This is a genomic window from Pseudoalteromonas sp. 4NS20-0020 (genome assembly GCF_057554385.1).
The window spans coordinates 824,479-844,452 of record NZ_BAAJMI010000001.1; the positions used below are offsets into that span (position 1 = coordinate 824,479).

The window sequence follows — 19,974 nt, forward strand, 5'->3', positions numbered from 1 at the left end:
TTAAAATGAAAGATCAAATTATCAAAATTAATGATATTGAATTAGCAAACAACAAACCGTTTGTTTTATTTGGTGGTATGAACGTTTTAGAATCGCGCGACTTAGCCATGCGCATTGCAGAGCATTATGTAGAAGTGACGACAAAGCTAAACATACCATATGTGTTTAAAGCATCATTTGATAAAGCTAATCGCTCTTCAATTAACTCGTACCGTGGTCCGGGAATGGAGGAAGGGTTAAAAATATTTGAAGAAATTAAAAACACCTTCAACATTCCTCTTATCACTGACGTTCACGAACCGCATCAAGCGGCGCCGGTTGCTGAAGTGGTTGATGTTATTCAGTTGCCTGCTTTTTTAGCCCGTCAAACAGACTTAGTTGTTGCTATGGCAAAAACAGGTGCGATTATCAATGTTAAAAAGCCGCAGTTTTTAGCACCACATGAAATGCGCCACATCATTACTAAATTTAATGAGGCTGGTAATAATAATATTGCACTTTGTGAGCGTGGCTCTAGCTTTGGTTATAATAACCTGGTTGTTGATATGTTAGGAATGGATGACATGAAAGCAATGGCACCTGTAATTTTTGATGCAACGCATGCGTTGCAACGTCCAGGTGGTCGTGCAGATTCAGCTGATGGGCGTCGAGCTCAAGCGGCAGAGCTAGCCAGAAGTGGAATGGCTTTGGGGATCGCTGGTTTATTTATAGAAGCACATCCAAACCCTAATGAAGCAAAGTGTGATGGACCATGTGCATTAGCCCTAAGTAAATTAGAAGGCTACCTATCGCAAATGAAAGCGGTAGATGATTTGGTTAAGAGTTTTGCGTCTTTAGATACCAGCGCTAGCGACTTATAAAAAGTGACCGCATAATAAAAAGCGACATTAGTCGCTTTTTTTACACCTTAAATATACTCTTTCTCGTCATGGGTATATAATTCATGCATAAGAAAAACTAATTCAAAGCTTGGTTATTATGTCAAGACGAGTCCCCCCATTAAACGCACTCAAAGCATTTGAAGCTGCAGCACGGCATTTAAGCTTTACAAAAGCCGCAGAAGAGCTTTATGTAACGCAAGCAGCTGTCAGTCATCAAATAAAAACACTCGAAGAACATTTAGGTTTAAAGCTATTTTTACGAAAAAATCGTTCGTTATTATTAACAGAAGAAGGCCAAGGTTATTTTTTAGATATTAAAGAAATTTTTACGCAACTGATTGATGCCACAGAAAAGTTACTTGCGCGAGGGGCTAAAGGCTCATTAACGGTAAGTTTAACCCCTAGTTTTGCTATTCAATGGTTAGTGCCTCGTTTAAGTTTATTTAATGAATTACACCCTGAAATTGACGTAAGAATAAAAGCACAAGACCAAGACGAAAATTCGTTAAGCGACGATGTCGATATTGCCATTTACTACGGGCGTGGTCACTGGAATGGAGTGCAAGCTTATAAGTTACATACAGAGTATTTAGTGCCATTGTGCAGCCCTATGTTATTGAGTGGCCCCAAACCACTTGATCAACCCAGTGATTTAGCACAGCACACCTTATTGCATGACACTACACGTAAAAATTGGAAAACGTGGATGAAAACTGCAGGTGTACGTAATGTACAAGTAAATCAAGGGCCTATATTTAGCCACTCTTCTATGGTGCTGCAAGCTGCCGTTCATGGTCAAGGCGTTGCAATTGGGAATAGTGTGTTAGCTAAACCAGATATTGATGCAGGGCGACTAGTTATTCCGTTTAGCCACAGTCTAGAAAGTAAAAACGCTTATTATTTGGTGCTTCGTGAATCACAAACTGAATTGGGAAAAATAGTGTCATTTAAAGAATGGATGCTAAGTTTGGTTGAACAAGAGCAAGAGTATTAATCATGATTGAATGGTTCAAAAGTCAAAGCCAACCCGCAATTGCACAGTTTATTTTTGCCCATGGTGCTGGTGCTGGCAGTGATTCTGACTTTATGCAGCACGTGGCTGCACTGATCAGTGAGCAGGGTGTTGATGTTGGTTTATTTGATTTTGAATATATGCAAATTGCAAAGCAAACCGGCAAGCGACGCCCGCCAGAGCGTGCTCCCAAATTGCTTACATACTATGAGCAAGTATTAACGCATGCTCAACCTAAATTACCCTTGTTTATTGGCGGTAAATCAATGGGTGGGCGAATGGCGTCAATGCTTGCATGCACAACTAAGCAGCCAATTAAAGGCGTTATTGCATTTGGTTACCCATTTCATCCACCAGGTAAACCAGACAAGCTTCGTACAGAACACTTTGCTGATATTCCTTGTCCATTTTTAGTGTTGCAAGGTGAGCGAGATACATTTGGTACGCGTGAAGAACTAAAAACGCTGGCAATGCCAAAACAGCCCGACTATGTATGGCTCGCTGATGGCGACCATTCGTTAAAACCACGTAAAAAAAGTGGCATTACTGAATTAGAAAACCGCCAAATAGCAGCTTCTAGTACAGCGCAATTTATAAACAAAATGTTGGGTAAATAATGACAAAACTATTTTTAATGGCAGGCAGTTTATTTTGTATGTTTTCGGTTATGTTGGGGGCTTTTGCCGCTCACGGACTAAAAAGTCGTCTATCAGAATATTCGATAGGTGTGTTTAAAACAGCCGCTGAGTATCAAATGGTGCACGGTTTAGCACTAATTGCAGTAGCTTTACTCTTAAAATGGGGTATTAACCTAAATTGGGCTGGCCTCTTTTTTATAATAGGTACACTGCTTTTTAGTGGCAGCCTATATTTATTAGCACTGACAGGAATGAAGTGGTTAGGGCCAATTACTCCTCTTGGTGGGGTGTGCTTTATTATTGGTTGGATTGTTATTTTAGTGCAAGTTGCACGATTTAAGTTTTAAAAAGTTTAAGGGTTATTATGTCTAGTGTTGTGATTTATTGTCGCAGTGGGTTTGAAAACGATGCAGCTGCTGAAATAACATTTCATGCTGCTGAGCAGGGTTTTGCAGGGTATGTAAAAGCAAAACCTAATACAGGTTACGTTATATATGAATGTTTTGAAGCGCAGCATAGCGACGAAATAATCAAAAAAATCGACTTCAAAAATATGGTGTTTGCTCGCCAGTGGTTTGCCGGCACATTATTAGAAGATATGCCTTTAGAAGACCGTGTAGGCGCAGTTGTGCAAGCAGCTAAAGATTTTCCTTTATGCGCTGAACTACGAGTAGAGACGCCTGATACAAACGAAGGGAAAGAACTACTTACTTTTTGTAAAAAAATATCCACACCGCTTAAAAAAGCACTAGAGAAACAAAACACCGTGTTGCGTGAGTCAAAGGCAAATCGGCCTGTGATGCATGTGTTATTTTTGGAAAATAATACCGCATATGTTGGCTACTCATACAGCTATAACAATTCACCCAACTTTATGGGGATTTTACGTTTGCGTATGCCAAACGATGGTCCTAGCCGTTCTACACTTAAACTTGATGAAGCGTTTAATGTGTTTATACCAGAGCAGCAAAGAGAAACACGTGTTGCTGCCGGTATGCGATGTGTTGACCTAGGCGCATGCCCAGGTGGTTGGACATATCAGTTGGTGCGCAGAGGCATGTTTGTTAATGCAATAGACAATGGACCAATGAATGATAACCTAATGGAAACAGGGCAGGTTAAGCATTTCAGAGAGGATGGCTTTAAATATCGTCCAGAGAAAAGAAACATTACTTGGCTTGTATGTGACATGGTAGAAAAACCAACCAAAGTAACCAGCCTAATGATTGACTGGGCAGTCAATGCCTATGCAAAAGAGCTTATTTTTAATCTTAAATTACCAATGAAAAAGCGCTTTGACAGTGTATATGAGTGCTTAGCAATGATAAAAGAAGAGCTCGCTAAGTACGGTATTAGCTACGAATTACAAGCTAAGCATTTATACCATGATAGAGAAGAGATAACGGTACATTTGAATGTGACTAAAGTCCCTCAAAGCTTATACAGCTGATTGAAGATAAAAAATGGGCCGCTAGGCCCATTTTTATATACACACTGTTACTAAAGTAATAGCTTCATTTAAGAGCTAGCTTCGGTATTTTGGTCGGTAATTATCTACCCACAGCCTTGTAGCACCGCATACCGCGACAGGCATAACAATTAGGTTAACAAATGGAATAGCTGTTAATAACATAACAGCAAAACCAAACCCATAAGAAAGCCCTTGTTTAGACTTTAAGTCGTTTTTCATTTCTTTAAAACTAATTTTATGGTTATCAAACGCATAATCTTTATATTGCACAGCGTACATCCAACAAGTAAATAATACCCACAGAATTTGCCCTATTACCGGTAATACCCACAGTAATATAAAAAAGCCAATAGCACGTGGTAAGTAATAGCATAGCTTGGTCCACTCACGGGCAAGCATACGTGGTATATCTTTTATTAAGTCAGCAAAGCCATCATCGTTAATTTTTTGACCCGTTAGGTACAATTCTACTTTTTCGCTTAAAAGTGCATTAAATGGGGCTGCAATAAAGTTTGTAATCACGGTAAACACCATACTATAACTAAATAGCACGACTAGTACCGCAATTGGCCACATTAACCATTCTAACCAGCTTAGCCATTCGGGAAGCATATTGTTGATATAATTAAAGCTGTCACTCAGCCAGCCAAATAAGAAAAATAATGAACTACCGAATAATAAAATATTAATCAAAAGCGGGATGAGCACAAAGCGCTTTAATCCTTTTTGGCTTATTAATTTAAACCCTGAAAAAAAATATTCCATACCTTGTATGATCTGCACAACAACCTCAATCAATGTTTACAACTTAAGTTAGTATAAATAGCTTAATAATTTTGAACAGCTATTTTGCGTAACAAAGTGTTTAAAGCAAGGTATACGCATTTTTTATCAGTTCCTTATTTTAAAGTACTGAGTCTGAATCATTTAAAGCTGTAATTGTGTTAAAACACCATGCAGAGGTTGTTCATTTGTTACAATTCGGTATAGTTTCACAACATATAATTAATATAAATTTGAGATACTCAATGCAGTTAGTTGATTTAAAACCGAATGACCAGGATGTGATTAATGTTTTTGCTGATATCGACCGACTTATAAACTCTTTATACCCTGTAGCTACCGCGCAATCACTTACCTTAAGCGAACTAGATAAACCTAATGTTTATGCCATAGGGTTAAAAAATGATGACGGGATTGTTGCTTGTGGTGCAATTGTAATGCAATCAGGGGAACCATCTTACGCAGAAGTAAGACGCCTTTATGTAAACCCTAGTTACCGTGGGAAAGGGTTATCTCGTAGAGTTATGCAAATTCTTTTGCACTACGCAGGTGAAGAAGAAATACCATTAATTAGGTTGGAAACCGGCCCTAAACAAATAGAATCGATTAAACTATATGAAAATTTAGGGTTTAAACGTTGTGGTTGTTTTGGTTCTTATCAAGATAACCCGCAAAGTGTGTTTATGGAGCTTGGTTTAAGCCAATAACAAGCAGATTTTAAAACACCTATATTTATAGACTAACGCTATGCTGTTTATTATTGTATAAAAAACAGTAATTAGCAGTAAAAGTCGTTTATTTAAAGCTATACTTTACGTTACCTAAGAGAATAATTTTATTCGGTACTGAATACTGTACTGTTTTTAAAAAACATCTGTAAGCTAAAAACAATAATGAAAGTGTGTGGTGTCAAATGGAAACAGTTAGATTAAATAAGTTGTTATCCCATCAGCAAGATATTTTATCTAAAATAGCGCTTGGGCTCCCGTTTGAGGATGTCCTTGACGAGATATGCTTATCGATAGAAGAACTTATTGATGAAAAATCCGCTAAATGTTCTATTTTGTCACTAAACAAAGGGCAATTGCTGCACTGTGCCGCGCCTAACATTGAGGATGGTTATTGTCAGGCAATCAATGGGGTTCACATAGGTCCAAATGTTGGCTCGTGCGGTACTGCTGCTTATTTAGGCGAGCGCGTTATTGTTGAAGACATAGCTAATTCATCGTTGTGGGCTGATTTTAAAGACGTCGCTTTACAGTTTGGATTGCAGTCGTGTTGGTCTACCCCTGTTATTTCAACTAAATCTAGTATTTTAGGCACGTTTGCCATTTACCACGATAAGCCCAAAAAGCCTTCATCTTTCGAACTTGAATTAATCGACTATTTTGTAAATTTCACAAGTATTGCACTTGAAAAAAATGCAGAGTACATAAAAGCTAACCAGCTCATTACTGATTTAGAAAAAAGTAATGAAAAATTTGCAGCTTTTACAAAGGTTATGCCCGATTTAACACTTATTATTAGTGAAGAGGGTGAGTATATGGATATTTATGGCACCACCGACGCGCTTTTATACAAGTCACAATCTGACTTAATAAATAAAAAAATTAATGACGTAATGCCTGCTGAAGATGCCACATCAATAATGGCGGTAATAAATAAAACATTGCTCACAAACGATGTTCAAGTATTTGAATACGAATTAGATATCGACGGCAAAATAATGGTTTTTGAAGGTCGTACATCACCCATTAAAGATTACCAGTCAGATAACCCATCTCAGCGTTATATTGTTTGGGTTGCACGCGATATAACAACAAGAAAAAAAGCAGAGCTAGAAGTAGAAAGGCTTGCCTTTTATGACCCATTAACAGGTTTGCCAAATAGACGAATGCTGAATGACAAATTATCAGTCTATGTTGAGAATATAAAGCAAAGCGATGTGACCGGTGCGTTATTATTTCTAGACTTAGATAATTTTAAACGAATAAACGATTCAGTAGGCCACAGCGCGGGTGATGAAGTTCTTGTAGAGCTTTCAAAACGATTTAATGGTGTTGTTAGTGAAAAAGATACATTAGCGCGTGTTGGTGGCGATGAGTTTATTATATTGCTTGAATATGTTGGTGATAATACAGAAAGTGCAATTTTAGAGTCTGAAAAAATAGCAAAAATAATACAAAGTGTTTTTTATGATAAATTTGAAGTGGGCCGCTTAGCCTTTCAGGTTAGTTGTAGCATTGGTATTTGTTTAATAGATAAAAGCAATCATTTAACCGATAATATTCTTAAATTTGCTGATACGGCTATGTACCGTTCTAAAATGAAAAACGGCAATAGCTGCAGCTTTTATGATCCCGAGTTACAAGCATTGCTTGAAAATCAGGCCGAACTTGAAACCGACATTGTAAGAGCCATTGCACACGATGAGTTTAGTGCGTATTTTCAGCCGCAAATAAATGCAAATGGTAAAATTACTGGGGCTGAGGCTTTAATTAGATGGCATCACCCAAGTAAGGGGCTGATTGCGCCTAATGACTTTATTCCAATCGCTGAGCAAAATGGGGTTATTCAAAAGCTCCAAAACACCGTTCTGCGTGATATTTGTATTCTAATAAATGAGCTTAATAGCAAGCAGTTGATTGATGATTCATTTAAAGTGTCTATCAACATTAGTCAGGTTCAGTTCAATTCAACGACGTTAAAAACAGAATTATTAAATGTTGTTAATGATTATAATGTTAATCCATCGAATATTAAGTTAGAGATCACAGAGTCTATGCTTAGCGGCGATATAGCCAGCGTAATATCGCAAATTGATGAGTTAAAGCAGCAAGGTTTTATTTTCTCAATAGATGACTTTGGTACAGGCTATTCGTGTTTAACGCATTTGAGCTCGTTTTCGGTGAATGAATTAAAAGTAGATAAAAGCTTTATAGATAAAATATTAGATAAAGGCACAGGGTTTAGTATTGTGCAAACCATTATTAATTTAGGTAAAAGCCTTAACTTAACAGTTGTTGCTGAAGGTGTTGAAACCGAAGAACAATTTACCGTACTTAAAACAATGAGCGTTGACATGATTCAAGGCTATTTAATTGCTAAGCCTATGAACTTCGATGATTATTTATGCTGGCATCAGTCTTATTAAAATGTAGACACCTTCAATTTTAAATTAACATGCTTTGGTAATTTGGCTGGAGTCTGTCGTAGTATCAAAACGACTAACAAGAATCCTGTTCTTGTTAATCACATTCGTATAAAATTCACCACCTAACGTCCTATAGTTTTCACAATTAACGCAATACAGAGCGAGACTTCCTTATCCTTTCTAATAAAGACACCAGTTCAGTGACCGATTTAACAGTAGTTACTCATAACGGTAATTTTCATGCCGATGATGTATTTAGCATCGCGGTGCTTAAACATGTCTACCCTTCGTTTAATTTAGTACGTACACGTGATAAAGCGCTTATGGACAGTGCTGATATAGTGATTGATGTAGGTGGGCAATACGATCCAGATGCTGGGCGTTTTGATCACCACCAACGTGGTGGCGCAGGGGAACGTGAAAATGGAATACCGTACTCGTCATTTGGATTGGTGTGGCAAAAGTATGGTTTAGCACTGTGTGACAATAATCAAGCAGTTGCAGACAGAGTTGATGCAGGATTAGTTTCAACCATTGATGCAATTGATTGTGGTCATGTTGAGGGTGTTCAGCAGGGTATAAGTTTAAGTCAAACAATTTCAATGTATAATCCAACATGGGAAGAGAGCCCAGAGTTTGATAAGTGCTTTGATGAAGCTGTCGAATTTGCTTCTCGTATGCTGACTCGATTTATAGCGTCAGCAAGTGGCAGTGTCAATGCAAAAGCAATTGTCGCTAAAGCGATAGAAAGTGCTGAAGATCCTCGCGTTATTGTGCTTGAAAAGTACACGCCATGGAAAAAAACAGTCCATATTTTGTCAAGCGAAGCGTTGTACATGGTTTACCCTTCACATTCAGGTCAATGGATACTTCAAACAGTCCCTGTCGAGCCCGGCTCGTTTGAAGATAGAAAGTCGCTTCCTAAAGCATGGGCTGGTTTGTCTGATGAAGATTTCAAAGCAAAAACGGGATTAGACGACGCTGTTTTTTGTCACAATGGGCTATTTATTGCTGGCACTAAATCATTTGAGAGCACAATGAAGCTTGCCGAAGTGGCGTTAGCTGAATAAATGATTTAGCTTCAATAGTTAATTAGCCTGATTCTGAAATCAAATCTCTAAAGCAGACTTCAGGCTAAGTAATTAATTTGCTCCTACGCAGTTGTTTAAACCACACCTAAAATTCCCCCTCAATATATGAGTGTGTTACCAATCTGAGTTTTTCTTAAAGCTAGGCCATATAAAATAAAGGCTTGTTGGTCATGCTGCTTACTATTTATTTTTAATATTAAAAATCACTCGTTACGAGTAAAAATACTTGTTGGACTTAAAGGTCTATTTTTCTTTTAATGCGCGCAATTAGCCGAACCGGCATTCATAAAATAAAAGAGAAAGATAAATGAAAGAGACAACATCACTAGAACAAGCTCGCACGAGTTACAATGTTCGTCATTGGAGCCAAGGTTTTTTTGGTATTAATGATCAAGGTGATGTGTATGTTGCCCCAAAGGCTCACGCCCCAGAGCAAACTATTGCACTGACAGATATTGCAAAGCAGCTAGAAGAAAAAGGCTTAAGCTTACCGGCTTTAGTGCGCTTCCCACAAATTTTACATCATCGAGTGCACAGTTTATGTGGCGCATTTAATACCGCGATTGAAAACTATGGTTACCCAAAAGATTATTTATTAGTTTACCCAATTAAAGTAAACCAACAACGCGAAGTAGTTGAAGAAATAGTAGCAAGCCAAGCTGAATTAGAAAAAAAACAATTAGGCCTAGAGGCAGGCAGCAAACCAGAGCTATTAACTGTTTTGGCAATGGCAGAAAAAACCAGTGCAGTGATTGTATGTAATGGCTACAAAGACAAAGAATATGTGCGCTTAGCACTTATTGGCGAAAAGCTAGGCCACAAAGTATACATAGTGCTTGAAAAGCTTTCTGAGCTCGACATGGTGCTTAGCCAAGCAAAAGCGCTAAATGTTAAACCACGTATTGGTATTCGTGTACGTTTAGCATCGCAAGGCAAAGGAAAGTGGCAAGCAAGTGGCGGTGAAAAATCTAAATTTGGTTTATCAGCGTCGCAAGTTTTACATGTAGTAAACCGTTTAAAAGAGGCAGGCCAACTTGATTTAATGCAGCTTGTGCATTTTCACTTAGGCTCGCAAATGGCAAACATTCGCGATGTGCGTTTAGGTGTAAGCGAGGCAGCGCGTTTTTACTGTGAGCTACGCAAATTAGGTGCAAGCATTGAGTGCTTAGATGTAGGGGGCGGTTTAGCTATTGATTACGACGGTACGCGCAGCCAATCGCATAACTCAATGAACTACAGCTTAGCTGAGTATGCAAATAACATTGTGTACACCATAGGCGATACCTGTAAGCAGTATGAACAACCAATGCCGACTATTATTTCTGAGTCGGGGCGTGCACTAACGGCGCACCATGCTGTACTTATCTCAAACGTGATAGGCACAGAAAGCTACGTACCAGAACAGCTAAAAGCGCCTGCTGGCGATGCACCGCTTTTATTGAATAATATGTGGGCCTCGTTTGTGCAGTTAACCGATTTAACTGACGACCGCGCACTGATTGAAATTTATCACGACAGCCAAGGGGATTTAGCAGAGGCGCATAACCAGTTTGCTCTTGGGCTTTTAGATTTAACGCAGCGTGCGTGGGCAGAGCAAGTTAACTTACGTATTTGTTATGAGCTTAACAAACACATGGATAACAAAAACCGTTTTCATCGCCCGATTATTGACGAGTTAAATGCGCGTTTAGCTGATAAGTTTTTTGTAAACTTTTCGCTTTTTCAATCATTGCCTGATGCGTGGGGGATTGATCAAGTGTTTCCGGTATTGCCATTAAGTGGTTTAACCGAAGCACCAAAAAAACGTGCAGTATTACTTGATATAACCTGTGATTCAGACGGCGCACTCGAGCACTATGTTGATGGCCAAGGCATTGAAAGCACATTACCTGTGCCTGAGTACAGTGCTGATAAACCTTACTTAATGGGCTTTTTCTTAGTGGGTGCGTACCAAGAAATTTTAGGTGATATGCACAATTTATTTGGCGATACGCACAGTGCCATTATCAATATGGATGAGCAAGGCGTTGCCAGTATTAGCGAAATAAACCAGGGCGATACCGTAGCCGATATGATGCGTTATGTACATTTAGATGTTGAGAGCTTTCAGCAGTCGTACGCGCAGTTAGTGTCTGCAAAAATAGATAAAAATGAACAGCAAAGCGTTTTAGACGAGTTGCAAAACGGCCTTAATGGCTACACTTATTTAGAAGAGTTATAAGCAATGTCTAGCTTATTTGGTCATGTTGACCACTCATTGTATTCAAACGGGATGACGTTTTTACGTCGCCCTATGGTGCAAAACATTAATGCCATTGATGCAGATGTCGTTGTACTAGGCTTACCTTTTGATTTAGCAACATCGGGCCGTCCCGGTGCTCGCTTAGGACCCGATGCCATTCGCAGAGCGTCGGTACATTTAGCCTGGGAGGACACTAAATACCCGTGGACATTTCCTTTGTTTGAGCGTTTAACGGTTGCAGATGCGGGGGACTTTACTTATCCGGTAGGCGATCCTGAGTATTTTACGGCACAGCTAGAAATGGCCGCAGAGCAAATACTTCGCCAAGGGGCAACGCTGTTAGGCCTTGGTGGCGATCACTTTGTAACGCTTCCGCTATTGCGCGCACATGCAAAGATACATGGCAAAATGGCACTGGTTCATTTTGATGCGCACACTGATACATACAGCAATGGCTCGCGTTTTGATCACGGCACTATGTTTTATCATGCACCCATGGAAGGTCTGATTGATGTAGAGCACAGCATACAAATAGGTATTCGTACCGACTTTGACCAATCAAAGCATGAGTTTGCAGTGATTGATGCAATGCAAGCTAACGATTTGCACGCCAATGAAATAGCAGCGCAAATACGCGAGCGGGTAGGCGACTTACCCGTTTACCTAACGTTTGATATAGACTGCCTTGACCCGGCATTTGCACCAGGTACAGGCACACCGGTTTGTGGTGGTTTAACATCAGATAAAGTGCTTAAAATACTGCGCGCGCTTAAAGGTATAAATATGGTGGGAATGGATGTGGTAGAGGTATCACCGTCGTATGACCAAAGTGAGCTTACCGCTATTGCCGCAGCAACAATTGCGAGCGAGTTATTGCATTTGTGGACACATAAAAATAAGTACTCACTCTAAAGTGCCCCAATAATAAAAGAGGATGTAAATCCTCTTTTATTATTTAGAGGTATCGATTACTCAAGAGTTTTATTTCTTTCAGCCATATAAAGCTCAAGGCAATAAGCGGTAAGTTGGTAGTAACTGGATTAAATGCTTCTATTAACAAATTAGGCTGCATGAGCGCAACGGCCCCTAACAGGCCGAATAATAAGAAAATATTTAACCAAACTAGCTGTTTATTTTTATAAAATATAATTAGTAACAGCCCAAAAATAACCTCAGCAATACCGGCACCACGCGTAATCAAATCAGACACTTGTGCAGAATAGCCAGCACTGCCAGTCATTAACTTTTCAAGAGGGGCAACGTGATAAATCTTTGGAAAAAAGCCATGATACATCCAACTCAACCCCACAATATAGCGTGCAATTTGTATATAACCGCGGTTATTTCCTAGCATTATCTATTCGCTCCTGTGAGCTGGGGTGGCTTGATAAGTATTCGAGTAAGTTATTTACCTTTTTAAGGTGTTCGTTTTCAGTGGTATGCGCACTTTGCAAAGCTTCAATTGCATCGGCAAAATCGTTGCTTGAATAGCCTAAGTTTTCTAGTTGTGCTAATGCATAACTGTCGGCTTCTCGTTCCATATCTCGCGAAAAGCCTTGTTGGGCAAACGAGGCACCAGTCCCCAAGGCAACCTCAGCTATTCCCTCTAAATCACCGAATATAACGGCAAGTACAATCGTACTTGCTGCCGATTGTGCTGTTATGCGAACACTATGCTGGTGAACGACATGGCCAATTTCGTGAAGTAACACGGCTTTTAGTGCATTGGGCTTATCGGCCAGTAAATTAGCTAATTCATCTGTGACCACAATTCGGCCATGAGGGAGTGCAAACGCATTAGCACCAAAGCTTTGGGATTTATAAAACGAAAGCCTATACACCGACTTTTCAAGTGCAAGCTCATCAAGTATGGTCTTAAAGTGTCGCTGAACTCTGGCTTGTTGTTCGTCAGGTAACTCTGTTGGGTCTAGTGCTAATTTTTTAATTACAGCAAAACTTTGCTCACCCATTTGTTCAACAACGCTATGCGGTAGAGTATCAACACTATAAACAGCAATTGCGGGCACAACTTTGTATAGCATTAACCACATAAAAAGAGGTGTAATTACAATTGCTGCAATAATAGCCCACTTATTTTTTTCAAACCGCTCTAATGAGTGATGATTTTTGGCGTTAAATGGCCACCTAAAATCTACATCAAGCGGAATAAACCGACCACCATCGTCAAAGCTTAGTTCGTCGGCAAGACCTGCAATCGCCGAACTTAAATTAAGTTCGTTAATTGCATAGCGGACAGGTTCTTCGTTACCGTGATTAATTTCAACGTGTGAGCCGCTAATTTTAGCGACACACAGCTGATAATTACTCGAAGCGTTTGGAAAATAATGTCCCTGAACGTTCATAATAAACTCTTATGTTAACGACAAATCAATATCAAATACGTTAGCCGCTTCCTCAGCAAAGGATGATTGCTGCTCTTGCGTTGTATCTATTAAGTTTAATGCGCCAGGGTATATATCAACGGTTGTAGCTTCGGCAAGCATTTTTGATGTACGAATTTGTGTCCAGGGGTAAGCAAGCCCTAATGAAAACACAATAGCTAACATGTTGGTTAAAAGTAAAATGGCGTAAGGAATAGGTTTAAGCTGTGATTTAAACGATGCTACATCTTCAAATTGGCTATTATTAAAAATATGATTTCTAATTGCCGCTTTCCATACCGCGGTTACTATGGCAATCATCACGACGTAAGCAATCATTAACCCACCAAACATAACCCCCATTTTTGCAGGGTCTTGAGCGGCTTGTTGGTTTTCTACATTGAGTAAATCAAGTCCAAATAGTCCTAAAATAGCCATAAATATCACCATGGTGATAGAGCTCACCACAAAGCAAATAAGGGCTGTAAGGTAGTAGGTTTCACCTTTGAGGTTTACGGCTAATGGCTTATTACCGTAACTAATATTACTGTGGATGTAAGTATCTATGCGCTTTAAAACATAAGGCATTAATAAATAAAGTGTAAATACACTAGCAATAGGTAAAAGAATAAAGTTAATGAAGGCTTCGCCGTAATCCCCTTTAAATGCAAAACGCACATTACGATGACGGGTCATACGCATATTAAAACGTAAGCCTTGGTTAATAATCCACGGCATTAAAAAAATAAAAGCGATGGCAAATAAGAAGCCTATGAGTGGAAGAAAGCTGACAGCAAATGTGTAAATTAAAAATACAATAACGGCTAAAATACGGCCTTTTAAAATTTGCATTGGAGTAGCTAAGTAGTCAAAGCTGTGGCCATCTATACGAGTATGCCCATAAAAATAGCGCATTGTACGCACTTTTGCCCAGGCAGAATAAATGCCCAATGTTAGTACGCTTAGTAAGATATTAACTATCCAAATACCAAAAAACTCACCGCCTTTACCACTAAATTGTACTTTAGAGCTAGATAGCGGGGTGAGTGGATTCGCGCTCGATTCGTTTGATTGTGAAGGGGGTGGGTGTATTGATTCCATTAAAAGCCATTCCATGTTGTTTTTTGTTAATTTACCGATTTTAAGTGCAAAACTCAATATTTATCCCTGCAATCGGACTTTTAATCTCTATAAGGTGAGTTCAAACTAGGTGATACATTTTTTATAATGAACTCTGTTATACTGGACGGATAATTTTATGGGGCTGTTATGATTTCAAAAAACCAACTCAAACTTATTCGCCAACTTGGCCAAAAAAAGTACCGAAAGCAATATAATCAATACCTTGTACAAGGCGAAAAAAACGTACTTGAGTTGCTTAATAGCACACTAAACGCAGTTGATGTATTTGCAACTTCGGCGTTTATAAATGCTCATCAAAGCTGTTTTCCAAGCACCCATATCATTGAAGCCGACGAGGACGTTCTTACTAAAGCGAGCACGCTAGTAAGTAATAATGCCGCAATTGCAATTGTTGATATGCCAAAAGCCGACTTACCCAAAATAAAAGGGTTAATATTGGCTCTTGATGGCGTGTCTGATCCTGGTAATTTAGGCACAATAATTAGAGTAGCCGACTGGTATGGTATTAAACACATTGTTACCAGCACAGACAGTGCAGATGCCTATAACCCAAAAACAATTAGCGCCACAATGGGGTCATTTGTAAGAGTTTCAGTTAGTCAGGTCGATTTACCTGCTTACCTACAAACACTCAAGTTACCTATTTACGGTGCGTTTTTAGATGGCCAAAGCGTACACAAAACACAGTTTAATGGCGAAGGTGTATTGTTAATGGGGAGTGAGTCTCATGGCATACGACAAGCCTGTGCGGGTTTAGTAACCGATAAAATAACAATTCCTGCATTTGGTGAGGCCGAGTCGCTCAATGTTGCTATGGCTACTGGGATTATTTTAGATAATTTTAAACGTCAAGCTTAACAAACGTGTGTTCTTTGAGTTAAATTGCCCATGAATAACAACAATAATAAATTGGTAAAACAACAAGATGCGCTTAAGCACTATTAAATTAGCGGGCTTCAAATCGTTTGTAGAGCCCACTAAAATACCGTTTCCAGATCAAATGACCTGCGTTGTTGGGCCAAACGGCTGCGGTAAATCTAATGTGATTGATGCGGTAAGATGGGTGCTTGGAGAAAGCTCAGCTAAAAACTTGCGTGGCGATGCCATGACAGATGTTATTTTTAATGGCTCGACTAATCGAAAAGCCATTTCGCAAGCCTCTGTAGAGCTGATTTTTGATAACTCGTTGGGCGAGCAAGAATTAAAAAATACCTTTGCCGATAGAAACCAAATAGCGATTAAGCGTTTAGTAACACGTGACGGCCAATCGTTGTACTTTTTAAATGGCAGCAAATGCCGCAAGCGTGACATAACTGATATATTTTTAGGCACTGGGCTTGGTCCTCGCAGTTATGCGATTATTGAGCAAGGGATGATATCGCGCTTAATTGAAAGTAAACCTCATGAACTTCGCGTGTTTTTAGAAGAAGCTGCGGGCGTATCTAAATACAAAGAGCGTCGCCGCGAAACGCAAACGCGGATTAAAAGTACCCGAGAAAATTTAGAACGTTTATTAGATGTTCGTAAAGAGTTGCAAAGCCAACTTGATAAATTGGCTGTTCAGTCACTTGATGCTAAAAAATACCGTGAACTTAAAGCAACAGAGCGCACATTAAAAGGTCAAGTAGCTGTTTTAAAATGGCAAAAGCTGCATCAACAACAATTAGACAAAAGCGAGCAAATCAAAAAGCTTAATGAGCAAATAAACTTTTTTAAAACGGCTCACTCAGGGCACGATGATGTGCTTGCAACACTTGAAGGAGAAGTTCAAGCTCAGCAAGATAAATTAAGTTATGCGCAGCACCAGCAACATATTACTCATACCGAGTTAACTCGAGCCGAACAGCAAAAAATTAGTGTTAAACAACAAATACAGTCACTTAAACAAAGCTTAATAAAATTACAACAACGCCAAACAGATAGCCTTGAGCAAAAAGCGCAACAGCAGCACATATGCGAAGAACTTGATGAAGCACTGCAAGAGGCAATAGAAAGCAGTTTAATGTGCGAAGAGCAAGTGAGTGAATTGTCATTTGAGCTTGAGGGGTTGCAGGGTACTAAGCAGCGAAGTTATTCGAATTGGCAAACACTCAACGAACAACAGCAACACCTTACCACTCAGGTGCAGTCGCAAAGTAGTGAAATAAAGCACACGCAACAGCAAATAAATCATGTTAATGAGCAGCTTAGCCAATTAAATTTACAGCTTGATGAACTAAAAAATAATAATGTAGAACATCAGCTGGCCGAGCAAAAACAGCAGCGCCAAGCACTCACTGAGGCGCTTGCAAAAAACCAAAGCGCGCTTGCGCAATGTGAAGTTAAATTGAAGCAGCAAAATAGGCTGGTTGATGAAACTCAAGACAATCATAAAACACTGACACAGAAAGAAAATGAACTAAACGCCCGTATTGCTGGGCTTAAAAGTGCATTGGGGTTAGATGAAGAGGTCACTAACTCAACTGGGGTTTTAAGTCAGCTCATAGTGCAAGATGGTTTTGAGCCACTAATAGAGCAAGCACTTAAGTCGCTCACGCATTTAAGTGTAACAGAGCAGCAATCAACTAATAGTATATGGCCAAGCAGTCAACCTTTGCTTAAGGCAAGCTTGGCAGATTATATTACCGCTGGCGTGTACCCTGACTTACTCACGCGAATTGGCTATAGCGAACACGCCGATTTATCTATGCTAAATGATGACTATTACATTGCGATAATGGATAAAAAAGGCGAATTGCATGGTCGTAATTGGCACGTAAACGCAGACAGTAACACCGACAACTCATTGCTAATAAAGCATAAGCAACTTCACGCGCACACCGATGAGGTCATACAGGTTAAAAGTCTGCTTGAACAGGTCAAAAGTGAGCTTGAACAATACACTGTAATACAAGCAGAGCTTAATACCGAACAAAAAGCACTCAAAGACGTTATTCATCATCTTGCTCAACAAATTGCTATTTCAAGTACCCGAAGCGATATGCTCACAGAGCAGGTTACTCAACATCAACATCAGCTATCAAAAATAAAAACACAAGAGCAAGCGATAAGTGCGTCACTGGTGCAACTCAATAAGCAGCTTGATGAACAAACCGAGCAATATGAACTATTTGTTGAGCAGCAATTAAATTTAACAGATGAAACTGAGATTGCGAATGATGAGCGCATGCTCAGCGATAAAAATTATAGCCAAGCACTCAGCGCATTGGAGCAATACAAAACGCAGGCTCATCAGGCAAGCTTAAGTCAGCAAAAAGCACGTAGTGAATGGCAGTTAAGTCAAACAAAACTGAGCCACGCAGCACAAGCCTATGAAGAGGCAAAACAAGGAGCTGAAGAATTAGTTTTGGAAATAGAGGCGTTACTTATTCCAGAAGAAACACTCAGTGAATCAATTTCAACCTTACTAGAAAAGCATCAGTATGGCGAACAACGATTAGCGCAATTACAAAACGATTTATCACAAGCCAAAGACGCCTTACATACAAAGCAAGCTAGCCTTAAAAATTCGCAAGGTGAGCTGCAAGGGCTTCAAGAGCAACATCAAAAATTAACACTTGAAGAGCAGAGCTTATTAATAAAGGCACAAGCTGCACTTGAGCCATTAGATGAGCTTAAACAAAGCTTAAAAGCCGTACTTGAAACATTACCTGACGACTTAACCCTAAATTCAGCGCAAAACCAATTAACAGGTATTACAAATCAGCTAGACAAGCTGGGTGCGGTTAACTTAGCAGCTATAGAAGAGTTTGATGTTGCAAAACAGCGCAGTGAGTATTTAGATAATCAGTTAGAGGATTTAACTAAAGCGTTAAATACCCTTGAAGGGGCTATTCGGAAAATAGATACCGAGACAAAAACACGCTTTAAAGCCACGTTTGATCAAGTTAATGAAGACTTTGCACAGCTGTTTCCTAAAGTTTTTGGTGGAGGGAGTGCGTATTTGGAATTAACCAGTGACGATTTACTTGAAAGTGGTGTTAGTATAATGGCACGGCCGCCAGGTAAGAAAAATTCAACTATTCACTTGTTAAGTGGTGGAGAAAAAGCGCTGACAGCATTATCATTAGTGTTTTCTATATTCAGGCTAAATCCAGCCCCGTTTTGTATGCTGGATGAAGTTGACGCACCATTAGATGACGCAAACGTTGTTCGCTTTTGCCGTTTGGTGGAAGAAATGTCACAATCAGTGCAATTTATTTATATAAGCCATAACAAAATTGCAATGGAGATGGCAGGGCGTTTAACCGGTGTGACTATGGCAGAGCCGGGTGTATCTCGAATGGTTGCAGTAGATATTGAACAAGCGGTGCAACTTGCACACGCATAAATTTTTATAACACGTGTATTAGTTTTTAATTACTATACAGGTTTTAGGCATAACAAATAATAAAAGGTGAGGGGATGGCCGAACAATTAAGATGGGTTTTAATCATTATCAGTGTGATTGTCATTGGTGGCTTATTAGTCCATGGTTTATGGTCTGTAAGGAAAAAAGAGAGCCCAGATACGTCCGTTAATGAACGGGTTGAACCACTCCAAGAAAGCCAAACAGCTTCCTCTCATTCATATAGTCAAAAAGCTGAGCCAAAAGAGCCGGTAGTTAGTGAGCGTGACGAACCACAGCTAGGTGAACTTAACTTTGATGCTAATGAGCCTCAAATTGAGCCCAGCGCGTCAGAGGTTCCTATTGAAGATGACCTGAGTGTTGTTGACGATTTAGAATCGGTTGAGCAAACTAATGAACAACCAAAAGAGCCAGTACCCGATTTTGTTATTGTACATATACAAATGCCAGAAGGGTTAACTATGCAAGGCAGCAAGTTATTACCTGCTGTGAATACGCTTGGTTTTAAATATTCTGAAGAAGGCTTTTTTAATCGTCATTTAGACCCTGCAGGCCAAGGACCAGTGTTGTTTAGATTAGTTAATATGTACAACCCAGGAACGTTCGATATAGACAATATGGAACAGTTTAGCACCGCAGGTGTGAGCTTATTTATGACCTTGCCGTGTGACGGTGACGGACTAGCAGCCTTTAATATGCTGCACAGTGCGGCTAAAAAAATAGCCGACGAATTCGGCGCGCACATATTAGACGCAGAACGCGAAGAAATGAGTGTTGAGCGTGTAAGGCAATATGTTGAGCAGGTTCGTGCTTTTTCAGCGTAACAATTT

17 protein-coding genes are annotated in these 19,974 nt (G+C 39.6%); 13 read left to right on the forward strand and 4 right to left on the reverse strand.

Annotated features, from left to right (window positions below):
* Positions 1-5 precede the first annotated feature (5 nt).
* The 5 genes from kdsA to rlmM all read left to right on the forward strand — a co-directional run bounded on the left by kdsA (position 6) and on the right by rlmM (position 3,981).
* Entirely contained in the window at positions 6-860 is an 855-nt protein-coding gene (kdsA, locus tag AC27JL_RS03860; RefSeq protein ID WP_487194836.1) for a 3-deoxy-8-phosphooctulonate synthase, read from the forward strand.
* Between the two features lie 118 nt (positions 861-978).
* Complete coding sequence (locus AC27JL_RS03865) at positions 979-1,875, forward strand: transcriptional regulator GcvA (protein ID WP_006794510.1); 897 nt, start codon at positions 979-981, stop codon at positions 1,873-1,875.
* A 2-nt stretch (positions 1,876-1,877) separates the two neighbouring features.
* Positions 1,878-2,510 carry an alpha/beta family hydrolase gene (locus AC27JL_RS03870; protein WP_008133128.1) on the forward strand — a complete coding sequence of 211 codons (633 nt, stop codon included), beginning with the start codon at positions 1,878-1,880 and terminating at the stop codon, positions 2,508-2,510.
* Complete coding sequence (locus tag AC27JL_RS03875; protein WP_487194837.1) at positions 2,510-2,878, forward strand: DUF423 domain-containing protein; 369 nt, start codon at positions 2,510-2,512, stop codon at positions 2,876-2,878. Before AC27JL_RS03870 ends, AC27JL_RS03875 begins: the two co-directional genes overlap by 1 nt.
* A 17-nt stretch (positions 2,879-2,895) precedes the next feature.
* On the forward strand, positions 2,896-3,981 hold the full coding sequence (gene rlmM, locus AC27JL_RS03880; protein WP_006794513.1) for a 23S rRNA (cytidine(2498)-2'-O)-methyltransferase RlmM: 1,086 nt from the start codon (positions 2,896-2,898) through the stop codon (positions 3,979-3,981).
* Between the two features lie 75 nt (positions 3,982-4,056).
* On the opposite strand, the gene cysZ is transcribed toward rlmM, so the two are convergent.
* Complete coding sequence (cysZ, locus tag AC27JL_RS03885) at positions 4,057-4,767, reverse strand: sulfate transporter CysZ (RefSeq protein WP_200888040.1); 711 nt, start codon at positions 4,765-4,767, stop codon at positions 4,057-4,059.
* 263 nt (positions 4,768-5,030) lie between these two features.
* On the opposite strand from cysZ, the gene AC27JL_RS03890 reads away from it, so the two are divergent.
* The 5 genes from AC27JL_RS03890 (at position 5,031) to speB (ending at position 12,184) form a co-directional block, all read left to right on the forward strand.
* Entirely contained in the window at positions 5,031-5,492 is a 462-nt protein-coding gene (locus AC27JL_RS03890; protein WP_006794515.1) for a GNAT family N-acetyltransferase, read from the forward strand.
* A gap of 206 nt (positions 5,493-5,698) precedes the next feature.
* Complete coding sequence (locus AC27JL_RS03895) at positions 5,699-7,939, forward strand: sensor domain-containing phosphodiesterase (RefSeq protein WP_487194838.1); 2,241 nt, start codon at positions 5,699-5,701, stop codon at positions 7,937-7,939.
* Between the two features lie 200 nt (positions 7,940-8,139).
* Positions 8,140-9,009 carry an MYG1 family protein gene (locus AC27JL_RS03900; protein WP_487194839.1) on the forward strand — a complete coding sequence of 290 codons (870 nt, stop codon included), beginning with the start codon at positions 8,140-8,142 and terminating at the stop codon, positions 9,007-9,009.
* A 328-nt stretch (positions 9,010-9,337) separates the two neighbouring features.
* Entirely contained in the window at positions 9,338-11,251 is a 1,914-nt protein-coding gene (gene speA / locus AC27JL_RS03905; RefSeq protein WP_487194840.1) for a biosynthetic arginine decarboxylase, read from the forward strand.
* Between the two features lie 3 nt (positions 11,252-11,254).
* Positions 11,255-12,184, forward strand: a complete 930-nt coding sequence (speB, locus tag AC27JL_RS03910) for an agmatinase (RefSeq protein WP_006794519.1) — start codon at positions 11,255-11,257, stop codon at positions 12,182-12,184.
* A gap of 43 nt (positions 12,185-12,227) precedes the next feature.
* Here the strand turns inward: speB and AC27JL_RS03915 are convergent, their stop codons facing one another.
* From AC27JL_RS03915 to AC27JL_RS03925, 3 genes are read right to left on the reverse strand one after another with little or no spacing between them, the layout of a single operon-like run.
* Positions 12,228-12,626 (reverse strand): DoxX-like family protein, encoded by a 399-nt coding sequence (locus AC27JL_RS03915; protein WP_487194841.1) that lies wholly within the window; start codon positions 12,624-12,626, stop codon positions 12,228-12,230.
* Positions 12,613-13,635, reverse strand: a complete 1,023-nt coding sequence (locus tag AC27JL_RS03920) for a M48 family metallopeptidase (RefSeq protein WP_487194842.1) — start codon at positions 13,633-13,635, stop codon at positions 12,613-12,615. The genes AC27JL_RS03915 and AC27JL_RS03920 overlap by 14 nt, the downstream gene beginning before the upstream one ends.
* Positions 13,636-13,644: 9 nt before the next feature.
* Complete coding sequence (locus tag AC27JL_RS03925) at positions 13,645-14,754, reverse strand: YjgN family protein (protein ID WP_487194857.1); 1,110 nt, start codon at positions 14,752-14,754, stop codon at positions 13,645-13,647.
* A gap of 168 nt (positions 14,755-14,922) precedes the next feature.
* On the opposite strand from AC27JL_RS03925, the gene AC27JL_RS03930 reads away from it, so the two are divergent.
* The 3 genes from AC27JL_RS03930 (at position 14,923) to zipA (ending at position 19,968) form a co-directional block, all read left to right on the forward strand.
* Positions 14,923-15,654 carry an RNA methyltransferase gene (locus AC27JL_RS03930; RefSeq protein WP_203984129.1) on the forward strand — a complete coding sequence of 244 codons (732 nt, stop codon included), beginning with the start codon at positions 14,923-14,925 and terminating at the stop codon, positions 15,652-15,654.
* Positions 15,655-15,721: 67 nt separating this feature from the next.
* The gene (locus AC27JL_RS03935) at positions 15,722-19,126 is read left to right on the forward strand and encodes a chromosome segregation SMC family protein (protein ID WP_487194843.1); all 3,405 of its coding nucleotides are present in this window, start codon (positions 15,722-15,724) and stop codon (positions 19,124-19,126) included.
* 74 nt (positions 19,127-19,200) lie between these two features.
* Positions 19,201-19,968 (forward strand): cell division protein ZipA, encoded by a 768-nt coding sequence (zipA, locus tag AC27JL_RS03940; protein ID WP_487194844.1) that lies wholly within the window; start codon positions 19,201-19,203, stop codon positions 19,966-19,968.
* Positions 19,969-19,974: the final 6 nt, after the last annotated feature.

What these genes read in the sequence shown, in the direction of transcription:
- kdsA (WP_487194836.1), top strand. Translation starts at nt 6, where the DNA reads ATGAAAGATCAAATTATCAAAATTAATGATATTGAATTAGCAAACAAC.
- AC27JL_RS03865 (WP_006794510.1), top strand. Translation starts at nt 979, where the DNA reads ATGTCAAGACGAGTCCCCCCATTAAACGCACTCAAAGCATTTGAAGCT.
- AC27JL_RS03870 (WP_008133128.1), top strand. Translation starts at nt 1,878, where the DNA reads ATGATTGAATGGTTCAAAAGTCAAAGCCAACCCGCAATTGCACAGTTT.
- AC27JL_RS03875 (WP_487194837.1), top strand. Translation starts at nt 2,510, where the DNA reads ATGACAAAACTATTTTTAATGGCAGGCAGTTTATTTTGTATGTTTTCG.
- rlmM (WP_006794513.1), top strand. Translation starts at nt 2,896, where the DNA reads ATGTCTAGTGTTGTGATTTATTGTCGCAGTGGGTTTGAAAACGATGCA.
- cysZ (WP_200888040.1), bottom strand. Translation starts at nt 4,767, where the DNA reads ATGGAATATTTTTTTTCAGGGTTTAAATTAATAAGCCAAAAAGGATTA.
- AC27JL_RS03890 (WP_006794515.1), top strand. Translation starts at nt 5,031, where the DNA reads ATGCAGTTAGTTGATTTAAAACCGAATGACCAGGATGTGATTAATGTT.
- AC27JL_RS03895 (WP_487194838.1), top strand. Translation starts at nt 5,699, where the DNA reads ATGGAAACAGTTAGATTAAATAAGTTGTTATCCCATCAGCAAGATATT.
- speA (WP_487194840.1), top strand. Translation starts at nt 9,338, where the DNA reads ATGAAAGAGACAACATCACTAGAACAAGCTCGCACGAGTTACAATGTT.
- speB (WP_006794519.1), top strand. Translation starts at nt 11,255, where the DNA reads ATGTCTAGCTTATTTGGTCATGTTGACCACTCATTGTATTCAAACGGG.
- AC27JL_RS03915 (WP_487194841.1), bottom strand. Translation starts at nt 12,626, where the DNA reads ATGCTAGGAAATAACCGCGGTTATATACAAATTGCACGCTATATTGTG.
- AC27JL_RS03920 (WP_487194842.1), bottom strand. Translation starts at nt 13,635, where the DNA reads ATGAACGTTCAGGGACATTATTTTCCAAACGCTTCGAGTAATTATCAG.
- AC27JL_RS03925 (WP_487194857.1), bottom strand. Translation starts at nt 14,754, where the DNA reads ATGGAATCAATACACCCACCCCCTTCACAATCAAACGAATCGAGCGCG.
- AC27JL_RS03930 (WP_203984129.1), top strand. Translation starts at nt 14,923, where the DNA reads ATGATTTCAAAAAACCAACTCAAACTTATTCGCCAACTTGGCCAAAAA.
- AC27JL_RS03935 (WP_487194843.1), top strand. Translation starts at nt 15,722, where the DNA reads ATGCGCTTAAGCACTATTAAATTAGCGGGCTTCAAATCGTTTGTAGAG.
- zipA (WP_487194844.1), top strand. Translation starts at nt 19,201, where the DNA reads ATGGCCGAACAATTAAGATGGGTTTTAATCATTATCAGTGTGATTGTC.